General features: G+C 63.7%; 17 protein-coding genes. 11 read left to right on the top strand and 6 right to left on the bottom strand.

The features are described 5' to 3' along the window. The first annotated feature begins 59 nt into the window (after nt 1–59). The 11 genes from NDI85_RS02490 to NDI85_RS02440 all read left to right on the top strand — a co-directional run bounded on the left by NDI85_RS02490 (nt 60) and on the right by NDI85_RS02440 (nt 11,582). Nucleotides 60–1,040 carry a carbohydrate ABC transporter permease gene (locus NDI85_RS02490; protein WP_188994949.1) on the top strand — a complete coding sequence of 327 codons (981 nt, stop codon included), beginning with the start codon at nt 60–62 and terminating at the stop codon, nt 1,038–1,040. Nucleotide 1,041: 1 nt separating this feature from the next. After that, nucleotides 1,042–2,040: a carbohydrate ABC transporter permease gene (locus tag NDI85_RS02485; protein WP_188994951.1), complete on the top strand. Its 999-nt coding sequence runs from the start codon at nt 1,042–1,044 to the stop codon at nt 2,038–2,040. Nucleotides 2,041–2,044: 4 nt separating this feature from the next. Beyond that, a complete protein-coding gene (locus NDI85_RS02480) occupies nt 2,045–3,241 on the top strand; it encodes an ABC transporter ATP-binding protein (RefSeq protein WP_310914803.1) in 1,197 nt (398 codons plus the stop codon). 7 nt (nt 3,242–3,248) lie between these two features. Then, nucleotides 3,249–3,455, top strand: coding sequence for a hypothetical protein (locus NDI85_RS02475; protein ID WP_166970030.1), 207 nt, complete (start codon nt 3,249–3,251; stop codon nt 3,453–3,455). Nucleotides 3,456–3,509: 54 nt separating this feature from the next. Further along, nucleotides 3,510–4,580, top strand: a complete 1,071-nt coding sequence (locus NDI85_RS02470) for a Gfo/Idh/MocA family oxidoreductase (protein ID WP_310914802.1) — start codon at nt 3,510–3,512, stop codon at nt 4,578–4,580. Nucleotides 4,581–4,638: 58 nt separating this feature from the next. Further along, entirely contained in the window at nt 4,639–5,703 is a 1,065-nt protein-coding gene (locus NDI85_RS02465) for a glucose 1-dehydrogenase (RefSeq protein ID WP_310914801.1), read from the top strand. A 275-nt stretch (nt 5,704–5,978) separates the two neighbouring features. Then, nucleotides 5,979–7,334: an ABC transporter substrate-binding protein gene (locus NDI85_RS02460; RefSeq protein WP_188994960.1), complete on the top strand. Its 1,356-nt coding sequence runs from the start codon at nt 5,979–5,981 to the stop codon at nt 7,332–7,334. Nucleotides 7,335–7,482: 148 nt separating this feature from the next. Next, a complete protein-coding gene (locus NDI85_RS02455; RefSeq protein ID WP_188994962.1) occupies nt 7,483–8,628 on the top strand; it encodes an ABC transporter ATP-binding protein in 1,146 nt (381 codons plus the stop codon). Nucleotides 8,629–8,676: 48 nt separating this feature from the next. Beyond that, nucleotides 8,677–9,729 carry an HTH-type sugar sensing transcriptional regulator TrmB gene (trmB, locus tag NDI85_RS02450; protein ID WP_188994964.1) on the top strand — a complete coding sequence of 351 codons (1,053 nt, stop codon included), beginning with the start codon at nt 8,677–8,679 and terminating at the stop codon, nt 9,727–9,729. Between the two features lie 312 nt (nt 9,730–10,041). Then, nucleotides 10,042–10,818, top strand: a complete 777-nt coding sequence (locus tag NDI85_RS02445; RefSeq protein WP_188994966.1) for a winged helix-turn-helix domain-containing protein — start codon at nt 10,042–10,044, stop codon at nt 10,816–10,818. Nucleotides 10,819–10,868: 50 nt separating this feature from the next. Beyond that, nucleotides 10,869–11,582 carry a dolichyl-phosphate hexose transferase gene (locus tag NDI85_RS02440; RefSeq protein ID WP_188994968.1) on the top strand — a complete coding sequence of 238 codons (714 nt, stop codon included), beginning with the start codon at nt 10,869–10,871 and terminating at the stop codon, nt 11,580–11,582. 2 nt (nt 11,583–11,584) lie between these two features. On the opposite strand, the gene NDI85_RS02435 is transcribed toward NDI85_RS02440, so the two are convergent. Genes NDI85_RS02435 through NDI85_RS02410 form a run of 6 tightly spaced genes read right to left on the bottom strand, consistent with a single transcriptional unit; the run spans nt 11,585 to nt 19,270 of the window. Further along, on the bottom strand, nt 11,585–12,127 hold the full coding sequence (locus NDI85_RS02435) for a gluconate 2-dehydrogenase subunit 3 family protein (RefSeq protein ID WP_310914800.1): 543 nt from the start codon (nt 12,125–12,127) through the stop codon (nt 11,585–11,587). After that, nucleotides 12,124–14,127, bottom strand: a complete 2,004-nt coding sequence (locus NDI85_RS02430; protein ID WP_310914799.1) for a glycosyltransferase family 39 protein — start codon at nt 14,125–14,127, stop codon at nt 12,124–12,126. The genes NDI85_RS02435 and NDI85_RS02430 overlap by 4 nt, the downstream gene beginning before the upstream one ends. Further along, the gene (locus NDI85_RS02425; protein WP_310914798.1) at nt 14,124–15,260 is read right to left on the bottom strand and encodes an ABC transporter ATP-binding protein; all 1,137 of its coding nucleotides are present in this window, start codon (nt 15,258–15,260) and stop codon (nt 14,124–14,126) included. Before NDI85_RS02425 ends, NDI85_RS02430 begins: the two co-directional genes overlap by 4 nt. A gap of 1 nt (nt 15,261) precedes the next feature. Then, nucleotides 15,262–16,884 carry an iron ABC transporter permease gene (locus NDI85_RS02420; protein WP_188994976.1) on the bottom strand — a complete coding sequence of 541 codons (1,623 nt, stop codon included), beginning with the start codon at nt 16,882–16,884 and terminating at the stop codon, nt 15,262–15,264. A gap of 1 nt (nt 16,885) precedes the next feature. Then, a complete protein-coding gene (locus tag NDI85_RS02415; RefSeq protein ID WP_310914797.1) occupies nt 16,886–18,064 on the bottom strand; it encodes an extracellular solute-binding protein in 1,179 nt (392 codons plus the stop codon). Between the two features lie 42 nt (nt 18,065–18,106). Then, a complete protein-coding gene (locus NDI85_RS02410) occupies nt 18,107–19,270 on the bottom strand; it encodes an alpha-1 4-glucan-protein synthase (protein ID WP_310914796.1) in 1,164 nt (387 codons plus the stop codon). Nucleotides 19,271–19,449 lie beyond the last annotated feature (179 nt).

Here is a 19,449-nt window from a genome sequence, read left to right as displayed (position 1 = left end):
AATAAACCTAAGCTATTATTGACTATGGAGCGGACCCCAACCAGGAGGGAGATACACGAATGAGCACAGAAACAGGGAGGGAGTCACAACGCTCGGGGGCACTCGTCAACCTGATGCGGTGGATGGAGAACCTGAGCGATACGCAGTACGCGTACCTGTTGTTGGTACCTGTGTTCGTGTTGCTGGGTGTCGTCGCCCTCTATCCACTGTTACGGACGTTCGAACTGTCACTATTCGCCGTCTCGACTGACCTGACCAGCATCAAGTTCGTCGGTATCGACAACTACATCGGGCTGTTTACCGGGGAGAAAAACCGGTACCTCCCGGGTGGGACCACGTTCCTGCCGAGCAGTTTCGAGTTCACGAGCCTGCTCAACAGCGCGCTGGTCATCACGATAATCTTCGCCGTCGTGAGCGTCCTGTTCGAGACCCTCATCGGCCTCGGACAGGCGCTCATCCTCGACCAGGACTTCTACGGTCGGCGGTGGGTTCGTGCGGCTATCATCATCCCGTGGGCGGTGCCGATCGTCATTCAGGGGATGATCTTCTTCCTGATGTTCAACTCGAACGTCGGATTCGCGACGCCGCCGCTTGCCGACCTCGGCCTGCTGGCGCCCACCAACACGCTGAACGACACGGCCAGTGCGACGTTTATCATCATCGTCGCGGACATCTGGAAGACGTCGGCGTTCATGGCCCTGCTGATACTGGCGGGCCTCCAGAGCATCGACCGTGGCCTCTACGACGTCGCGAAAGTCGCCGGCGCCACGAAGTGGCAGCAGTTCAAACTCATCACGCTCCCGCTCATCCTGCCGACTATCGGCGTCGCGGTGCTTTTCCGCTCCGTGCAGGCGATGCGCGTGTACGGTATCATCGACACCGTCTCGAGTTGTGCCGTCGTGCCGTCGCTGTCTTGCATGGTCGTCGCGACGTTCAACACGCGTGAGGGGACGTCGGCGGCCATCGCGTTCGTGACCGCCGCCATCATCGGCATCGTCGTGATGGGCATCATCCTGTGGCAGGGGGAGGACGCGATCTAACATGGCTACGACAACGAAGGACACAGACGATAGCGATGGGCCACTCGCACGCTGGACCCAGCGAGCGATCCAGAACCCAGAGCGAGTGTACCGTGCGCTGTTCTACGCAGCGATGGCGTTCTTCCTCGTGACGACGCTGTTCCCGTTCTACTGGCTCGCCGTCCTCGCGGTGACGCCGGAGGGGAACCTGCTTGCCGGGAGCTTCCTCCCGACCATCAACCTGTTCGGAGTCAGCGGGACGTTCCCGCTCCCGGTGCCGAAGGGATTCAATCCCGCTGCGTTCGTCACGGTGTTCGAACAGGTGCCGTTCCACCTCTACATGCTGAACAGCTTCGCACTGGCGGTCACGACGACCGTCATCGTGCTGTTCGTCGCGAGTCTGGCCGGCTACGTGTTCGGCCGACTCCGCTTCCCCGGCCGCGCCCTGCTGATGCTGGGTATCCTCGCGATTAGTTACTTCCCGCCGGCCGCGTTCGTCATCCCGCTGTTTCAGGCGTTCGCCGGGAACGCGCCGATCACCGTGCCGTTCACGGACATCCCGCTGTTCACGCCGCCGCGCCTGCTGAACACGCCGGGATCGATGGTGCTACCGTTCAGCGCGCTGTTCATGCCGCTGTCCATCTTCATCCTGACGACGTTCTACGGCCAGATTCCCGACGGGTTGGAGGACGCCGCACGCGTCGAAGGGACCACGCGACTGGGTGCGCTGTTCCGGGTCATCATGCCCCTGTCGGCGCCCGGCGTCGCGACTGCGTCGGTACTCACCTTCATCGCAGTGTACAACGAGTACTTCTTCAGTTCCATCATGGCGACGTCGCCCGAGGCGGCGAAGTGGTCGCCCATCGTCGGTGGGATTCTGAGCTACCAGACCCAGTACACTACGCAGTACAACCTCATGGCGGCCGCGAGCATCGTCGGGGTCCTCCCCGTCGTCATCCTCGTCATCGTCGCACAGGAACGCATCGTCAGCGGACTGACCTCAGGCGCACTCAAGGAGTAATACAATGGCACGAGTACGACTCGAACACGTCACGAAACGCTACGACGACCAGGGTGAGATTGTCACCGCGGTCGACGACATGAACTTAGACATCGATCACGGCGAATTCATCTGCTTTGTCGGCCCCTCCGGCTGTGGGAAGTCGACGACGATGGAGACTATCGCCGGACTCACCATCCCGACGGAGGGCGAAGTCCACATCGGTGACCGCGAGGTGACGAACCTCCCGCCGAAGGACCGGGGCATCGCGATGGTGTTCCAGAACATCGCGCTGTTCCCCCACATGGACGTCTACGACAACATCTCGTTCGGCCTCCGTCTGCGGGACTACCCGCAGGACGAGATAGACCGCCGGGTCGAGCGTGCCGCCGACATCGTCCAGCTAGAGGGGATGCTCGACCGGATGCCCGACGAGATGTCCGGCGGCCAGCGACAGCGCGTCGCCATCGCACGCGCAATCGTCCGTGAACCCGACGTGTTCCTGATGGACGAACCGCTGGCGAACTTAGACGCGAAGCTGAAAGTCCACATGCGGACGGAACTCCAGCGCCTGCACAAGGAACTGGACACCACCATCATCTACGTCACGCACGACCAAGAGGAGGCGATGACCCTCTCGGACCGCATCGCCGTCCTCAACAGCGGGAGCCTCCAGCAGATAGACCCGCCGCTTACCTGCTACAACGAGCCCGACAACCTGTTCGTCGCCGGCTTCATCGGGTCGCCGTCGATGAACTTCATCTCGGGAACCGTCGGCGAGAGCGCCATCGAGACGCCGAACTTCTCGCTGGCGTTCGACCCTGCGACGGTCGAGGGCCTCGGCGTCGGCGACGAGGTCACCATCGGTATCCGCCCGGAGGACATCTATCCCGGCGAGTTCCGCAACGAGATCAGGGACCCGTCCTCGCTCATCTCCGCCCGCGTGGACATCCTCGAACCGATGGGCGATGAGATATTCGCCTACATGTTGTTGGCCGAGGGCGAGACGTCGATGGACCAGAAGCAGACGACGAACAACCAACTCCTGATGAGCATCGAACCGGACTCGGAGATTCAGGAGGACGAGGACATCGAGGTCGCCATCGACCGACGCAACGTCCACATATTCGATTCGGCGACGGGTGACGCGCTCGTCCACAAACTCGAACCGGTCGGCAGTGATACCGGCGTGACCGGCAGAGAAGCCGAATCAGACGACTGATACAGCGATGCTAGACCAGCTACCCGGCCTCGTCTGGTTCAGCCTCATGCTGGTCCTGTTCTTCTTCTGGGCGTACGGCATCGGGTCGTTCGTTCTGGACCTGAAGAACAAGATACTCCCCGGTATCATCGAGTACCGGCGCGGCCGCCGCGCCGAGAAGGCCAAGCAGGAGCGCGAAGAAGAGCGGGAAGAACGCGAGAAGCAGTTGTACTAACCCGGGACCCTTTTCTCGTCGCGCGCGCTGTCCTGCAACAGTGACAGCAGAGATATGACCGACATCTCGACAGTTCAACTCGGATTCGTTGGCCTCGGCAACATCGCACAACTCCACTGTGACCGACTCCAAGACGCGGGTCTCGGCGACGTCGTCGCCGCGGGCATGGACGTAGACCCCGACGCTCGACAGTCGTTCGCCGAAAAATACGACGCGACGGTGTACGAGGACACAGACGAACTGTACGCGAGCGTCGACGCCGTCCTCGTGACCACGCCGAACAAGTTCCACGAGGAGTACGTCGTCGGAGCGCTCGAAGCGGGACTGGACGTGCTCGTCGAGAAACCGCTCGCACACTCACTGGAAAGTGCCGAACGGATCGCCGCGGCCGCCGCCGACGCGCCGGGGTTCTGTATGGTCGGGTTCCACAACCGGTTTGCGAACCCAGTGCAGGCCCTCGTCGGCTACTGCGAGGCGGGGACTCTCGGCGACGTATCGCACGTCGAGGCCGACTACATCCGCCGACGCGGCGTCCCGGGGAGAGGGTCGTGGTTCACCCGTCAGCCAATCGCTGGCGGCGGATCGCTCATCGACATCGGCGCACACGCCATCGACCTCTCGCTGTATCTCCTCGGCTACCCAGACGTGGTCGAGGTGTGTGGCGAGACGCGGGCCCAGTTCGGGACCGAAGACGACTACGCCTACGTCACGATGTGGGGCGAAGATCAGGGTGCCGACGAGTTCAGCGTCGACGACTCCGCGAGCGCGTTCATCCGCTGTGCAGACGGGTCGACGGTCAATCTGGAAGTGGCGTGGGCGACCAACCGGCCGGACAGCCAGCAGTACTACGTCCGCGGCGACGAGGCCGGCGCGGGGCTGAACCTCGCCGACGGGACGCTCGAACTGTACGAAACGGCGTCGACGGGCGTGATGCACCACCGAACGAGCGAGATAGAGACCCGCGACGAGGAACCACACGCCATCGAACAACAACGGTTCGTCGAGGCAGTCGCGTCCGGGGACCCCCCGGCGACCAACACAGTCGAACAGGCCCTGACCGTCCAGCGTGTGATGGACGCCATCTATCGGTCGAGCGAGCAAGAGCGCGCTGTCTCCCTAGACTAGTGGTCGAATAACGGTGAAGAAAGACTTAATCCCGAGTACTCTCACAGTCCGATAGGTTATGAAAGCGATTGGTGTGACACGGGACGGTGACGAACCTGAGTTACTTGAGATAGAGCGACCCGAACCGGCCGACGGAGAGGCGCTCGTCAGAACGCTCCGCGTGGGCGTCGACGGGACCGATCACGAAGTTATCGCCGGGGCACATGGTGGGTACCCCGAAGGCGAGGACTACATGATTCTGGGTCACGAGGCGGTGGGTGTCGTCGCGGACCCGAACGGCACGGGGCTAGAGGAAGGTCAGGTCGTCGTCCCGACTGTCCGACGGAAACCTGACGGCGAGACGAACGAGTACTTCCGCCGCGGCGAACCGGACATGGCACCTGACGGCGAGTACTTCGAGCGCGGTATCGTGGGCGCTCACGGCTACATGGCCGAGTACTTCACATCGCCGGCTGACTATCTCGTCCCCATCTCCGAGGACCTCGCGGAGTACGGCCTGTTCGTCGAACCCATCTCCATTACGGAGAAGGCGAACGAACACGCCTTCGCGACGCGGGAACCCTTCGAGTGGCGTCCCGAGACGGCCTGCGTGCTGGGCAACGGATCGCTCGGTCTGCTGACGCTGTGGATGCTCGGACAGCAGTTCGACCGGACCTACTGCGTCGGCCGTCGCGACCGACCGGACCCGACGATAGACGTCATCGAGGAACTCGGTGCGACCTACGTCGACTCCCGACAGACGTCCGTCGACGAGATACCCGAGGCCCACGAGGCCATCGACTACATGTACGAGGCCACGGGCTTTGCCCCCCACGCCATCGAGACGGTTCACGCACTCGCCCCCAACGGCGTCGGCGCCCTGCTTGGCATCCCGGAACCGTGGGACTTCGAAGTCGACGGCGGATCGCTGCACAACGAACTCGTCCTCCACAACAAGTGTCTCGTCGGGACAGTCAACTCCCACGTCAAGCACTTCGAGTACGCCATCGATACGCTGGAGGATATGCCCGAGTGGTTGCTGGACGACCTCATCACGACGGTTGCCGAACCGGAGAACGTCACACCGGCGTTCGTCGACGACGACGACCAAATAAAGGCTGTCGTCGAGTTCGACACGCTGTAGTTCGGGACTGGCTCTCGAAATCCGACGCGGCCGATTTTCGACGTGGAATATCAGGGCAGAAATCGACAAATTCCGGGCTCTGTTCGTGGTAATTAGCGGACAATAGTTTTACATATTCGGCCGCTTGAATTATTCATCCACATCCGAATTAAGTCATAATCGCCATACTGCGGGCGGATTTTCCGTCACTTTCGGAGGGTGAAACGAGCGCTGTTGTCATACAGAAGTATTAAGTGCGAATCCTCAATAAGAAATGGTGAGGTATTGGTGCAACCATGACTGACGACAACTCTGACAAACGGCTGACAAGGCGTAACGCTCTTCGGATCGCTGGTGCGGCAGGTGCCGCATCGCTCGCTGGCTGTGGTGGCGATGGCGGCGACGGCAGCAGCGACGGCAGCGACGGCAGCGGCAGCGGCGACGGTGGGGGCGACACGACCACCGCGACCAGCACTCTCGAAGTCGCTCACTGGTGGGGCGAGGGTGACGGGAACGCGGCCATCAACGCCCTCTTCGAGGGCTTCAAGGAGAAGTACCCGAACGTCTCGACCGACGACAACCTCGTCGCCGGTGGTGCGGGGAGCAACCTCCGGACGAACATCCGAACACGGATCCAGAACGGCAGCCACCCCAGCACGTGGCAGGCGTGGCCGGGCAAGAACCTCATTCCGTTTACGGACGCGGACCTCCTCGAAGACATCGAGGACTCCGTCTGGAGCAAGAACGGCATGAAAGACGCCTACCTGCCGGGCGTCAAGGACGCGGCACAGCCGGCCGGTAACTACGTTACCGTCCCGCTGAACATCCACCGCATCAACAATCTGTTCTACAACGTCAGCGTCGTCGAGGACGCGGGCGTCGACCCGACCTCGCTCGAGACGCCGTCGGACGTGACCGACGCCCTCAAGGCCGTCTCCGACGCCGGCTACACGGGCATGGCGCACCAGACCGGCTCCGCGTGGTCGACGGTCCAGATGTTCGCGACCATCTTCCTCGGCCAGACCGACGCCGAGACGTACAACGCGACCTGGGTCGAGGGCAACATCGAGGCCAACCGCGACGCTATCGCGTCCGCGCTCGACGTCGTCCGAGAATACAGCGAATTCTACCCGAGCGACTCCGGTTCCATCTCGTGGACCGAGGCGAACTCCGGCGTCATCAACGGGGAGACCGCCTTCCTCCACCAGGGAGACTGGGCGGCAGGGACCTACGTCGGCACGGACGGCTTCAAGTACAAGGAAGACTGGGACTACGTCCCGTTCCCGGGTACGTCCGGTAACTACATGCTGAACATGGATTCGTTCCCGTACCCGACCGCCAACCCGTCGCCCGAAGCGACGACGAAGTGGTGTCGGTACTGTGGTACCACCGAGGGACAGGAGCGGTTCAACCCCAAGAAGGGGTCCATCCCGCCGCGCACCGACGCGAGCACCGAGCCGTTCTCGGCGTTCTCACAGGACCAGATCAAGGACTTCACCGACTCCGACGCGCAGCCGCCGTCCCTGCAGCACGGCCTGGCTGTCAAGCCCTCGGTCAAGACCGGTGTCTCGTCGGCGTTCAGCTCGTTCATCACTGGCTCCGCAAACGACAAAGTCATCAGCCAGCTCAAGGACGCCTACAGCAACCTGTAAGGCCGTCTCGAACTACGATTCTTTCGGCGCGGTTGGATAGGATGGGTATATACGCTATCCTGTGGGAGCTTCAGACGGTACAGGTCTGGGAGTACCCAGACAGCATCGAAAGATTACATACGGCAGTAACTCAATGGGGAAGTAAGCGATGGCAGGTCTGACACTCGACAACGTAACGAAAATATTCGACGACGACGGTGAGGAGATAGTCGCCGTCGACGATGTCTCCATCGACATCGACGACGGCGAGTTTCTCGTATTGGTCGGCCCGTCCGGCTGTGGGAAGTCCACGACGCTCCGGATGATCGCGGGTCTCGAAGAGATTTCAGAGGGCGAAATCCGTCTCGGTGAGACGGTGATGAACGACATCCCACCGACCAAGCGGAACGTGGCGATGGTGTTCCAGTCCTACGCCCTCTATCCGCACATGACCGTGCGGGAGAACATGGCCTTCGGGCTCGAGGAGTCGACGGATATGCCCGACGACGAAATCGACATGCGCGTCGAGGAGGCCGCAGAGCTCCTCGGTATCCCGGAACTCCTAGAACGGCCACCGAGTGACCTCTCTGGTGGGCAACAACAGCGCGTGGCACTCGGGCGTGCTATCGTCCGAGACCCCGAAGTGTTCCTGATGGACGAGCCACTGGCGAACTTAGACGCCAAGCTCCGGGCGGAGATGCGCACCGAACTCCAGCAACTGCAGGAGGACCTCGGCGTGACCACGGTGTACGTCACGCACAATCAGGTGGAGGCGATGACGATGTCCGACCGGGTCGCGATCCTCAACGACGGCATCCTCCAGCAGTGTGCGACGCCGCTGGAGTGCTACCATCAGCCGAACAACCTGTTCGTCGCCGGGTTCATCGGCGAACCGTCGATGAACTTCTTCGACGCCGAACGACAGGGTTCGACGTTGGTCACCGACGATTTCGAGTACGAACTCTCGGAGGAGACCATCTCGTCTCTCGGTGGGGAGACGGATCTCGTGTTCGGTATCCGGCCGGAGGACGTCACGCTCAAGTCCGCTGTCGAGTCGAACCACGACTATCGGACCGTGGTCGACGTCGTCGAACCGATGGGTGATGAGAACGTCGTCCACCTCGTCTTCGAAGGGAACGAGGTCAGCGAGGACGACCTCTTTACCGCAGTGCTGGACGGGATGAAAAGCGTCGACGCCAAGCAGAACCTCGTCGCAGAGTTCCCCGAAGAGGCGATTCACCTCTTCGACCGGAAGTCCGGCGAGGCGCTTCGCAACCGCGAACTGGAAGCGGCTGAGTCGCCGCCTGTACGGTAGCGCGGCGATAGCCGAACTTCTTTGTAGTCGTCTAGAGAACGCAGTGATATGTCCAGTGACGACTTGGAGGCGTCACTCGAGCAGGTCATTACACGCTTCAATCTCGGCGAATACGAGATTGCCGCGTATCTGGCCGTCCTCCAACACGGCGAACTGACTGCCTCTGAGATATCGGAGAATACCGATATCCCGCAACCACGAGTGTACGACACCGTCAGGAGTCTGAGCGACGTCGGCCTCGTCGAACTCAAGGAGTCCCGGCCGATGAAGGTCCTCGCCATCGACCCCCGGGAAGCGTTCGGCGACATACAGGACTCGCTCGACGACTTGGTCGACGACCTCTCGACGCGGTACACTGCACCGGCCCGCGAACCGGAAGCGGTCTCTCTCGTGAAGTCCCGTCCCACTATCCTCCGGTACCTAGACGACATCATCGAGACGGCGGAGTACGAACTGACCCTCTCGCTGACACCGTCGCTGTTAGACCGGTTCGAGTCGCAACTGGCCGAGCGACGCGACGCCGGTATCGCCATCGAAATCCTCCTGTCTCCTGCCTCGGCGGCACCGAACCCGGACGAGTTCGACTACAACTCCGTCGCGACGACGGTGAAGGGTCGCCGCGGTATCACGACGCCGGTAGTCGCCGTCGCCGACGGGAACTACTCGATGTACGCCACGCGCGAATCCATCCGCGGTGACACCGACCGCTACGGTGTCATCTTCAACCGCTCGGAACTCGGCTTTCTCGTCTCCGGGTTCCTCAACACGGTCCTCTGGACCACCGCGGAAGTTATCGCCTCCGACGGCATGGAACTGCCGTTCCCCCGCCGGTACGGGACGATTCGGCGGTGTATCTCGGACTTGACGGCGCTCGACGGCGAGTTCTACGCCACTATCGAGGGTCGTGACGTGGAGACCGGTGACCACTGGGTCGCCCAGGGCAAGGTCAAGGAAGCCTCGTTCGGTCCCAACCGCGAGATAGCGACGCTGGTCGTCGAAACCGCCGACGGGCCGGTCGACGTCGGTGGACAGGTGGCCACCTACGAGGACATCGAGGCCTACGAGATACAGATCGGCCGGGACGAACCACCGACTGCCTGACTGGGTCGAAGGACAATGAGTGTCGTGGGCGGTCGCCCACGACGGGACGGCGTCGGGCAGACGGCGTCGAAAGTCGCCTTCCGGCAACACTGTCCGGTATTGGCGGTGGTGATGCCGTACGCGACGGCACTGTCAGCAGGGACACAACCCGGACAGACAGCATGTGTTATCCTCGCCACCGAAACAAAAAGATGCGAGTATCTCCGAGCGGAAGTTTCCGCCGCGTGGTCAGTAACTCACGTCTCGCGGAAGTCTCCGAGCGTGATGGAAACTGATATGTGCGATCGATTTCACTAACGGCCCGTAGGAAGTATGGGCACTGACTCTCTCGTTAGCTACGTCGGTTCGTCCTCGGTTCGGTCCGACGTCGTCGACTCGCTCCACGAACAGCCCCGGCCGACGGACGCGCTGTTATCGACGCTGGACGCGAGTGAGTCAGCAGTGTACGATGCACTGTCGAACCTCGAATCCCGGGGGCTGGTGACCGAGACGCCCGACGGGTGGCGGTTGACCGGGTCCGGGCGTCTCGTCGGAGATACGTTGGAACGACAGCGAGCGACAGACAGACTGCTCGCCGCGAACCCGTGCTACTGGGAGCGTCACGACACCAGCGTCCTGCCACAGGCGTTTCGGTGTCGCCTCCCCCAACTCGGTGCCTACGAGGTCATAGAACGGGCGGAGCACGATCTCAGAGGCCTCGTCCCGTGGGTGGTATCGAAAGTCGACGCTGTCGAGAGCTGTGAGATAATCTCGCCGATGTACCACCGAGAGTATCAGGAGGTGATGCCCGACAACGCCGACTCACGACTCCTCGTCGGGCAACACGTCGTCGACGACGTACTGCTAGAGATGGACGATAGTCCGTTCCCGCGAACGTACGACGAGACGCCCGTCCGCGTGTCGTCGGTGCCGTTCGCGCTGGGCGTCTCCGAGGAGTGGGTCATCCTCACGCTCCCGGACCACGACGGACACTGGCCGGACGCGAAGGTGTTCTCGACGGACGATTCGGCCGTCCAGTGGGGACGGGCGCTGTTCGACGCTGTCTGGAAGGACGGGACGCCGTTACCCGCGTACCTGTCGGACGAGTAGATTTTGGCGAACCTAAAAGTTCAAGAGGGACCAGCAGAGAGTGCCCGGTAATGAGTACACAGCAGGGCGTCACGGCGAGTGCGTCCGAGTACACGTTCGACGATCTGGCGGTCGTGATGGGCACGTACAACGAGGCGGAAGCTATCGGGGCGGTGCTCTCGGATATCGACGACGTGACCGACGGGCGGGCGGAAGTCGTCTGCGTCGACGGGTCGAGCGACCGGACGCCAGAGATAGCGCGCGACCACGGGGCGACCGTCATCGAACAGGAACCGCAAGGCTACGGCGTCGCCGTCCGAGAGGCCATCTTGGCACCCGACCGGTCGGTCGTGGTCACGACGGACTGTGACGACACGTACCCGATGGAGCGCCTGCCGGACTTCCTCGCGGAGATAAACGACGGTGCCGACGTGGTCAGCGGTGACCGCCTCTACTACGGCGCCGAGGAGATGCCCGGCATCAACAAACTCGGCAACGAACTGTTCGCACTGCTCGCGAGCGTCCTCATGAACAAGCGCGTCCACGACACGACGACGGGGATGCGTGCCTACCGGCGCGAGGTCGTCCAGAAGATTCGCTGGACGGAGAACACGGGCCTCTCGGCAGAACTGCTGATGCGGCCGCTGATGCGCGGCTACGACGTTCGGGAACGACCCATCGAGTACGACGAGCGAAAGGGGGAGACGAAACTCGACCCGTTCTCCGGCGGCCTCGAAATCGCCGGGTCAATCGTCCGCGTCGCGCTCGAAGAGCGGTTCCGGTAACGTTACTCGGGCGGCCGGCGGTAACTTCGCGTCCCGCCGGGGTGGCCCTGTGGGTTCTCGATGCCGACGAGTCGCCCGCCAGTCGGCGAACTGTACAGCGCGAACAGGAGGTCGTTGACGAGGTAGTACCGAACTCGCTGGCGCGGGTCGCCGTCGGGGTCCGGCGTCGCTATCCGGACGCCCATCGCGCCGAGCGTCTCGTCCTGCGTGGCCGGGTCGAGCGCGACGAACTCGTCGCCTTCCCACTCGCTGGCGTACTCGTCGAGGGCGGCGACGGCGTCGGCCATCGCCGCGGCGCGCGTCGAATCGGCGTTCAACCGACCCGCGACGTAGGCGTCGACGAAGTCTTCGATGCCCGCTAACTCGCTGGGGTAGACGGTCGCGGCGACGGCGTAGACCGTCCGCCGTTCGTGGTCCCCGAACTCGCTCTCCGCGTCGGTACCCCGGTCGCTCCACGACAGTGCGGTAACACCGCCCGCGACGGTGATACCCGCCGCACCGAGGGCTTTCAATGCGTCTCGCCTCGTCAGTTCGTACTCGGTCATGCTGTTGCCTCCAGCGTCACGTTCATCTCGATGCCGTACCGGTGACTGCCGGGCACGTAGGCCGCCTGCCCGCCACACCGTCGTTCGGACCAGCACACTTCGAGTCGGGGCGTGAGCGCCTGCACCGTACCGTTGTGCTGGTCGACGGGGAGGACCACCCGATACTTGAACCCCGATCCAGTGCCGTAATCTACGAACGCGACCAGCGTCACGGTGCCGCGCTCGGGCGTCGGGACCGCGACGGTGCCGTTTACGCCCGTGCCGCGAAGGCGCGTGCTGTTGCCGTCGGTCACCAGTCCGAGGTCCAGCGGTTCGGTCCCGCTAATCGTGGTGTAGGCGTTCTGCTCGCCGTTCGTGAGTCGAATCGACGTGAGAAGTGCCTGCTCCGGGACCGTGGCGTCGACCCTCGTCGTCACCGACTCGCCCTCGGCGTGGCGGACGCGTTGGAGCGTCGGTTCGACCGGTTGGCCGAGGTACGGTATCCACTCGCCCCGATAGCCGTAGCGGTAGTACTGCCGGTCCGGATAGCTCTCGACGACGTCGAACTGTCGGTCTTGCATGGCGTAGACGGTGTCGCCGTCGAATCCCGGGTCGTTACGAAGGGGCTGAAACGGGTGGTTCAGCCAGTCGCCGTACGGCGTCGGGAGGAACACGACGCTGTTCGAGAGAGCACGCTCCTCGAAGGGGTCGTAGGCCTGCTCGTACTGCTGGGTGACGGTGTAGTTGTCCTGTATGGGTTCCCCGAGTGCGACGGCGGCCGCCCCGCCACCGACCGCCGCACAGACGAGCGTGAGCGCCGCGAGTGCCGGACGGACGCGGTCTTCGGAGACGCCCCCTTCGACTGCCGTTCGAACGCGGTCAGCGGTCCACAGGACGCCGACGGCACCGAACGCGACCGTAGGGACGAGCAGGTCGACGTGGTAGTACGGGCCGAGGAAGCGAACGAGACCGTCCGTCGGGTCCGAGAGGGCGCCGAGCATGTTGACCGTCCCCCAGAAGTAGAGGTTTCCGAGCGGCACTGTCAGAAACGCGCCGGCGAGCGCCAGTTGCCGGGCGTCGAACCCCCGTCGACGTGCGACAGCGACGCCGATTGCGGCCGCGAGGGTTCCGAGCGGTCCAGCGACGACCCACTGCGTCGCGAACTTCCAGAGCAGTTCGACGTTGGCCGTGATCGAGAGCGCGGGCGTGAACTCCCGGGAGTACCCCAGAATGGACCGCTCACCGAACCCGAGGCCGTCGTTCGGGGCGAACGCCTGATACGGGAAGACGAGCGGGTCGCCGGTGGTGAGGGTGTTATAGCCCAGCGCTAACAGGACGCCCCCGATGCCGAACACCGCGGTGAGACCGACGCGTTCGACGACCGTGCGGTCCAGCGACCGGAGCGACCAGAGCGCGTGCAGGATGAACGGCGTCGCGAACAGGACTGCCGTGAACGGTCGGGCGAAGAACGCGATGCCGACGCAGACGCCGGCGAGCGCGCCGGTCCGGCGACTCCCGGTCCGGTCGGCGTGGAGGTAACTCGCGGCGAACCCGAGGTTCCAGAACGTCGTCGGGACGTAGGAGAGAAACACCGAGGCGTCGACGAGGAACAGCGGCGACGCGAGCATGAGGACGCTAGCGACGACGCCAGTCCGCTGGTCGAAGGCTTCGCGGACGGTGTGATAGGTGCCCGCGAGGACGCCCGTGGCGACGAGTCCGAGCGCGACTCGGTATCCCCCGAGCAGTTTGCCAGCGGCGAACATCGCGGCCGGAACCGGCGTGTACTTCGAGTAGAGGCCGCGCTCGCTCTCGACGAAGAACCACGGGCGGAAGACGCCGTCGACGGGTGGCTGGAGGAACAACCGCCCCTCCAGCAGCATCGCGGCTTGCTGGAGGTACACCGCTTCGTCGTGGTTGCTCGTGTGGTACGGAAAGACGAGGTGCGAGACGGCGAAGACGAGGGCGCCACCCAGCAGGGCGACGACGGCAGCCTGGACCCGTGGCCGCCGCAGACGATTCATTCCGCGGGGTACCAGGCCAGTTCGTGGTCGGCGGCGAGGTCGACTTCGACTGGCTGGCCGGCCTCGAACGTCTCGACGTGGTTGTGCATACAGTGGACGACGTCGCCACTGTGGAGTTCGACCCGGTAGATGAACGAGGGGCCGTTGTACTGTCGGTGGACGACGTAGCCGTCGGCTTTCGGTTCACTGGTCGGAACCGCCTGTAAGTCGTCCGGGCGGACGAGGACGTCTATCATCGCGCCGTCGTAGGCCTCGATGGGGCCGTTCAGCAGTTCGAGGTCGAACGATCCCAGTCCGGTCTCCAACTGCTCGTCGGTGACGCGGGCAGAGAGGAAACTCGCCTGTCCGAGGAAACTGGCGACGAAGCGGCTCTCGGGGTTCTCGAACACCTTCGCCGGGTCGCCGACCTGCGCGATGTTGCCGTCGTTCATGATGGCCACCCGGTCGCTGATGGACAGCGCCTCCTCCTGGTCGTGAGTCACAGAGATGGCGGTGACGCCCGCCCGCTTCAGAATCTTGCGAACCTCTTCGCGCATCTCGACCCGGAGGCGGACGTCGAGGTTCGAGAAGGGTTCGTCCAGCAGGAGGACGTCCGGTTCGGGGGCCAGCGAGCGCGCGAGTGCGACGCGCTGTTGCTGGCCGCCCGAGAGCTGGCTCGGCATCTTGTCGTGGTGGGCTTCGAGGTCCACGAGTTCGAGGAGGTCGTCGACCCGCTGGTCGGTGTCGGCGTCGTCCATGTCGGTCAGGCCGAAGGCGATGTTCTCGGCGACCGAGAGGTGCGGAAAGAGGGCGTAGTCCTGAAAGACGATGCCGACGTCGCGTTCCTCCGGCTTGCGGAACGTCCCGTCGGGGTCACCGGCCACCTTCTCGTCGGCGATAGCGATGGTGCCACTCGTCGGTTCCTCGAGCCCCGCGATCATCCTGAGCGTGGTCGTCTTCCCACAGCCGGAGGGGCCAAGCAGCGTCAGGAGTTCGCCCTCCTTGACTTCGAGCGAGAGGTCCGAGACGGCCTCCTCCTGTGCGTAGTCTTTACTGACGCCGCTCACCTCTAAGACCGTGTGGTCGGGGTCAGATACCGACGTTTCGACCGTTTCGAACTCCGAGAGTTGCTGTGATGTCTGTTGTTTTGCCATGTTACCTTCGCTCCTGTCTGAGGATGACGAGCATCGAGAGTCCCGACACGCCGACCAGAATCAGGGCGGGGACCGCCGCCTGTCCCTGGTATGCCGCGCCCCGGACGAGCCAGATGTACGTGACGATAGTCTCGAAGCCCGTGGGGCGTAACATCAGCGTTGCCGGCAATTCCTTCATCGTCGTCAGGAACACCAGCGCCGCGCCGGCCGCGATACCCGGTGCGACCAGTGGCAACACCACTTCGCGAAACGCCGAGAGCGGCGCGTAGCCCAGCGACCGGGCGGCCTCGATGTAGCTCGGGTCGACCTGTAGGATCGACGACTCCGTCGTCCCGACGGCCTGCGGGAGGAACCGGACGACGTACGCGAACACCAGCACGATGACGCTCTGATAGAGAAACGGGACGAACCGGAGCGCGAGGTAGATGAGCGAGAGACCGATGACCACGCCCGGAACGGCATAGCCGACGTAGGATATGCGTTCGGGGAGCGAGGACAGGCCGCTGTCACCGCGAGCAGCGAGGTACGCGATAGGGAGCGCGACCACGACACAGATGGCCGCCGCCGCGGCCGCCAGCCCGACGGAGTTGAGTATCGGCGTCAGGCCGAACGTGAACTGCCCCGGCGCCGTCGACTCGGACCGGAGGAGCCACTGCGTGAGAATCCCGATCGGGAGCGCCAGACAGAGCGTGGCGATGGCCGCACAGAACAGCGTCGCCGGCAGTTTCCAGTAGCCCAACCGGATGGTGCCGGGCCTGCGGTCGCCGCTGCTGACGTAGGCGCCGTCGCGGCCGGCGCTGATGCGCGACTCGACGCCGAGGATGCCCATCGCCATCACGAGCAGTAGTATCGAGAGCACGGCGGCGGAGTCTAGGTTCCGCGCCTGTTGCTCCGTGAATATCATCCGCGTGAACACGTCGTACTGCATGATGGCCGGCGTCCCGAAGTCAGACAGCGTGTACAGCGCCACCAACAGGGCCCCCGCCGCGATACCCGGCGCAATCTGGGGGAACGTGACACGCTTGAACGCCTCCCAGCGCGTGTGGTTCAGCGTCCGGGCCGCCTCGACGACGGTGCCGTCGAACGAGAGCAACGACGCGCGCGTCGTGAGAAACACGTAGGGGTACGTAAACAGCGTCAGTACCAGCACCGTCCCGTGGAGCCCGAATATCGGCGGAATCTGCTCGACGCCGAACGGTGCGAGCAGGTCGGCGAGTTCCCCGCGCGGGCCGAACGCCGAGACGAAGGCGAACGCGCCGATGTAACTCGGGACGACCAGCGGGAGCGCCGACGTGACTGTCCAGAACCGCCGGAACGGGAGGTCGGTCTGCACCGTGAGAATCGCCAGCGGGACGCCGACGAGTATCGAGACGCCAGTGACCGCCGTGACGAGGACGAGCGTGTTTATCGTGACGCCGATGGCCGTCTCGCCGGTGACGAGCGCGACGATGCGATGCGTCGGCATCTCGCTTGCGTGGATAGCGAGCCAGACCAGCGGCGACACCAACAGCAACGAGAGTGCGATAGTGACCACCGTGAGCACCGGCGGGGCCTGTGACGACGCGTCGCTCGCCGTCCCGTTTGCCTGCTCCCGTAGTTGCTCGAAGCGGTCACTCGCGCTCATGTTAGAGGACGCCGGCGTCCCGCATCAGGTCGACGGTGCCCGAGACGTCGGCCAGTTCCGTGAGGTCGATGTCCGGCGGATTCAGCTCGTCGATTCGCGGGAGATCGCCGACCGGGGCGACGCCGGGTATCATCGGATAGGCGAACGTCCGGGTGGCGAAGAACTCCTGTGCCTCCGCGGAGAGGACGTGCCTGACGAAGTTCGCGGCCAGTTCGCTGTTGTCCGTCCCCTGTACGATCTCGAGGCCGGAGACGTTGACGAGTGCGCCCGCGTCGCCCTCGGTGAACGCCAGCGCGATGGGGGCGTCGGGACGGCCCGACTGCACGCGAAGCGCGTAGTAGTGGTTGGCAAAGCCGGCCCCGATGGTGCCGTCGGCCACGGTGTTCGAGACGACGAACTCGTTGTTGTACTCCGTGATGCCGTGGTCGAGCATCGCCTGCAGCCACCTCCTCGTCTCGTCGTCGTCACGGAGGAGACGCATCGCGGTGACGAACGACTGGAACGCGCTGTAGGTCGGTGCCCACCCCATCGTCCCCTGTAACGCCGCCGTCTCGGGGAACTGCTGGACCGTCGACGGAATCTCCGACGCCGAGAACTGGTCCGTGTTGTACGGAATCGAGCGGGCGCGACCGGCGATACCGACCCAGCGGCCCTGCCCGTCCTGGAAGTCCTCCGGGACGGCAGAGAGCGCCTCCTCCGGTAGGGGCGCGGTCGCACCGGCGTTCGCAACCGCGCCGAGCGACCCGGCGTCGACGGCCATGAACACGTCGGCCTGCGTCGCGTCTGCCTCGTACTCCTCGATGATAGTGTTCGCGAGGTCGCTGGAGGGTTCGAGGCGATGGCTCGCCGAGAAGTTCTCGTACTTTCGCTCCAGCAGTTCGATGAGGTCGAGATAGAGGCCGCCTTCGCCGCCGCCGAGGTACAGGGTCAGTTCGCCCTCCAGGTCCGGAAGGTCCTCGATAGACGTCCCACTTGGCGACTCGCGCCGTTCGACCAACGGGCCGGAGCCGCGGAAGTCGGCCAGTGAGACGGCACCACTCGAACTTCCGCCGCCGTTGTTGAGAACACCGGAACAGCCAGTGAGCGCAGTGGCAAGCGACGCGCCACCGAGCGCGAGGAATCGCCGCCGAGACGCGGGGGCGACAGCCCGGCCGGACGCATCGTCGTGAGAGTCAGTCATCGTTGTCAATATTGCTTTAGGTTTGCCTAAATAGTTGCGTTTCTAGTCGTCCGCCGTCGCCGGGACACGGTCCGTCTCGTTGGCCGCCAGTTCGTCGAGGCAGTCCAGCCAGTCGAGCATGAACTCCCCGCAGTAGTTAAGGAAGGCACCGTTTTCCCAGTCACTGAAATCGCCCTCCGTGAGTCGTTCGCCCATCGCCTCGAACACGTCGGCGTAGGAGTCGGCGTCGTCGCCGACGGCGTCTATCTCCTCGTAGACGTGTTCGTTGAGTTCGAGGCCGTGGACCTCGTTGGTAAGGTCCGAGAACGTCGAGCGTGGGGCCTTGTTGTGCTCACAGAGCGGGTCGCCGTTGTAAATCTGCTTGCCGAGGACGTCACAGGCCCGTTTGAGGAACAGGCCCGACCAGATGTCGTCGAAACGGCCGACGTCCCACTCGTTGTCGTCCATCGGCAACTGGTAGAACGCCGGGACGACTTCCCGGCGGAAGGCGAGGTTCATCGAACAGACCGTGAGGTAGTTCCCTTCGGCGGCGACGAAGTCCTCGCCGAAGTCCGTCTCGTCGGTTCGGGTCTGGGCCTGCCCCTGCAGGTCGCCGTCCATCAGGATGCGGACGGCGTCGAGGTCGGGGACGTTCGTCCAGAGGCCCTGTGAGGCGACAACGTCGTCGACGTACGTGGTCGCCGTCTCGACCGTCTCGTCCATCGCCGCGTAGGGGTACCCGCGGGGGTACAGGCCGTGGTCGTCCTCGTTCTGGTAGAGGACGTTCACCCAGTCCTCGTCGGAGCTGACGGTCTCGATCTCGCCCTCGAAGGCGAGGTTCGCCATGTGGGTGCCGAAGAAGTCGACGTCCTCGTGGGGGAGCGTGTCGTCGTCGATGAACACGCCGTACTCGAAGTCGTTGGCCCAGAGGTACAGGAGGCCGAACGACGTCTGTGCGTGACTGGCCTCGGGAATGAGGTGGTCGTACTCGGCTATGCCCTGTTGGTCGAACCACTCGGCGCGGGCCTCGCCGTCGAAGACGACACCGGAGACGCCCGCATCGGAGAGCATCTCGGCCATGGCGTCGGTGTCACAGAAGTCCTCGGTGACCAGAACGACGAACAGTCGGTCCAGGTCGAACCCGTGGGTGTGGGCGTTCTCGAAGTACTGTCGCATGCACTCGTGGTTCCGTATCGTCGGCACCACGACACAGATGTCCTCGCTCATCGTGCCCCAACATCTTTAGGGCGCCCTAAAGAGCGTGTCGTTATCGTTCAGACGGAGCGGCCACCGGCTTCACGGTTTCGTTCCTTCGTGAGTCTGTAACTCGAGAATCACGATGGTAGTGTCACCCAAGGTGATTATATTCACGCGACGACGATTAAAGGCGTCTAAGGCGAACTATT

This window comes from Haloarcula sp. S1AR25-4 (genome assembly GCF_031624555.1).
GTDB lineage: Archaea > Halobacteriota > Halobacteria > Halobacteriales > Haloarculaceae > Haloarcula > Haloarcula pellucida.
The sequence above is the reverse complement of the archived record's forward strand: the minus strand, read 5'-3'. Positions and strand labels throughout refer to the sequence as shown.

Bases quoted from the DNA above. Each gene is read 5' to 3' on its own strand.
- NDI85_RS02475 (WP_166970030.1), top strand. From the start codon at position 3,249: ATGCTAGACCAGCTACCCGGCCTCGTCTGGTTCAGCCTCATGCTGGTC.
- NDI85_RS02410 (WP_310914796.1), bottom strand. From the start codon at position 19,270: ATGAGCGAGGACATCTGTGTCGTGGTGCCGACGATACGGAACCACGAG.
- NDI85_RS02445 (WP_188994966.1), top strand. From the start codon at position 10,042: ATGGGCACTGACTCTCTCGTTAGCTACGTCGGTTCGTCCTCGGTTCGG.
- trmB (WP_188994964.1), top strand. From the start codon at position 8,677: ATGTCCAGTGACGACTTGGAGGCGTCACTCGAGCAGGTCATTACACGC.
- NDI85_RS02460 (WP_188994960.1), top strand. From the start codon at position 5,979: ATGACTGACGACAACTCTGACAAACGGCTGACAAGGCGTAACGCTCTT.
- NDI85_RS02425 (WP_310914798.1), bottom strand. From the start codon at position 15,260: ATGGCAAAACAACAGACATCACAGCAACTCTCGGAGTTCGAAACGGTC.
- NDI85_RS02465 (WP_310914801.1), top strand. From the start codon at position 4,639: ATGAAAGCGATTGGTGTGACACGGGACGGTGACGAACCTGAGTTACTT.
- NDI85_RS02470 (WP_310914802.1), top strand. From the start codon at position 3,510: ATGACCGACATCTCGACAGTTCAACTCGGATTCGTTGGCCTCGGCAAC.
- NDI85_RS02480 (WP_310914803.1), top strand. From the start codon at position 2,045: ATGGCACGAGTACGACTCGAACACGTCACGAAACGCTACGACGACCAG.
- NDI85_RS02430 (WP_310914799.1), bottom strand. From the start codon at position 14,127: ATGAATCGTCTGCGGCGGCCACGGGTCCAGGCTGCCGTCGTCGCCCTG.
- NDI85_RS02440 (WP_188994968.1), top strand. From the start codon at position 10,869: ATGAGTACACAGCAGGGCGTCACGGCGAGTGCGTCCGAGTACACGTTC.
- NDI85_RS02455 (WP_188994962.1), top strand. From the start codon at position 7,483: ATGGCAGGTCTGACACTCGACAACGTAACGAAAATATTCGACGACGAC.
- NDI85_RS02420 (WP_188994976.1), bottom strand. From the start codon at position 16,884: ATGAGCGCGAGTGACCGCTTCGAGCAACTACGGGAGCAGGCAAACGGG.
- NDI85_RS02415 (WP_310914797.1), bottom strand. From the start codon at position 18,064: ATGACTGACTCTCACGACGATGCGTCCGGCCGGGCTGTCGCCCCCGCG.
- NDI85_RS02485 (WP_188994951.1), top strand. From the start codon at position 1,042: ATGGCTACGACAACGAAGGACACAGACGATAGCGATGGGCCACTCGCA.
- NDI85_RS02490 (WP_188994949.1), top strand. From the start codon at position 60: ATGAGCACAGAAACAGGGAGGGAGTCACAACGCTCGGGGGCACTCGTC.
- NDI85_RS02435 (WP_310914800.1), bottom strand. From the start codon at position 12,127: ATGACCGAGTACGAACTGACGAGGCGAGACGCATTGAAAGCCCTCGGT.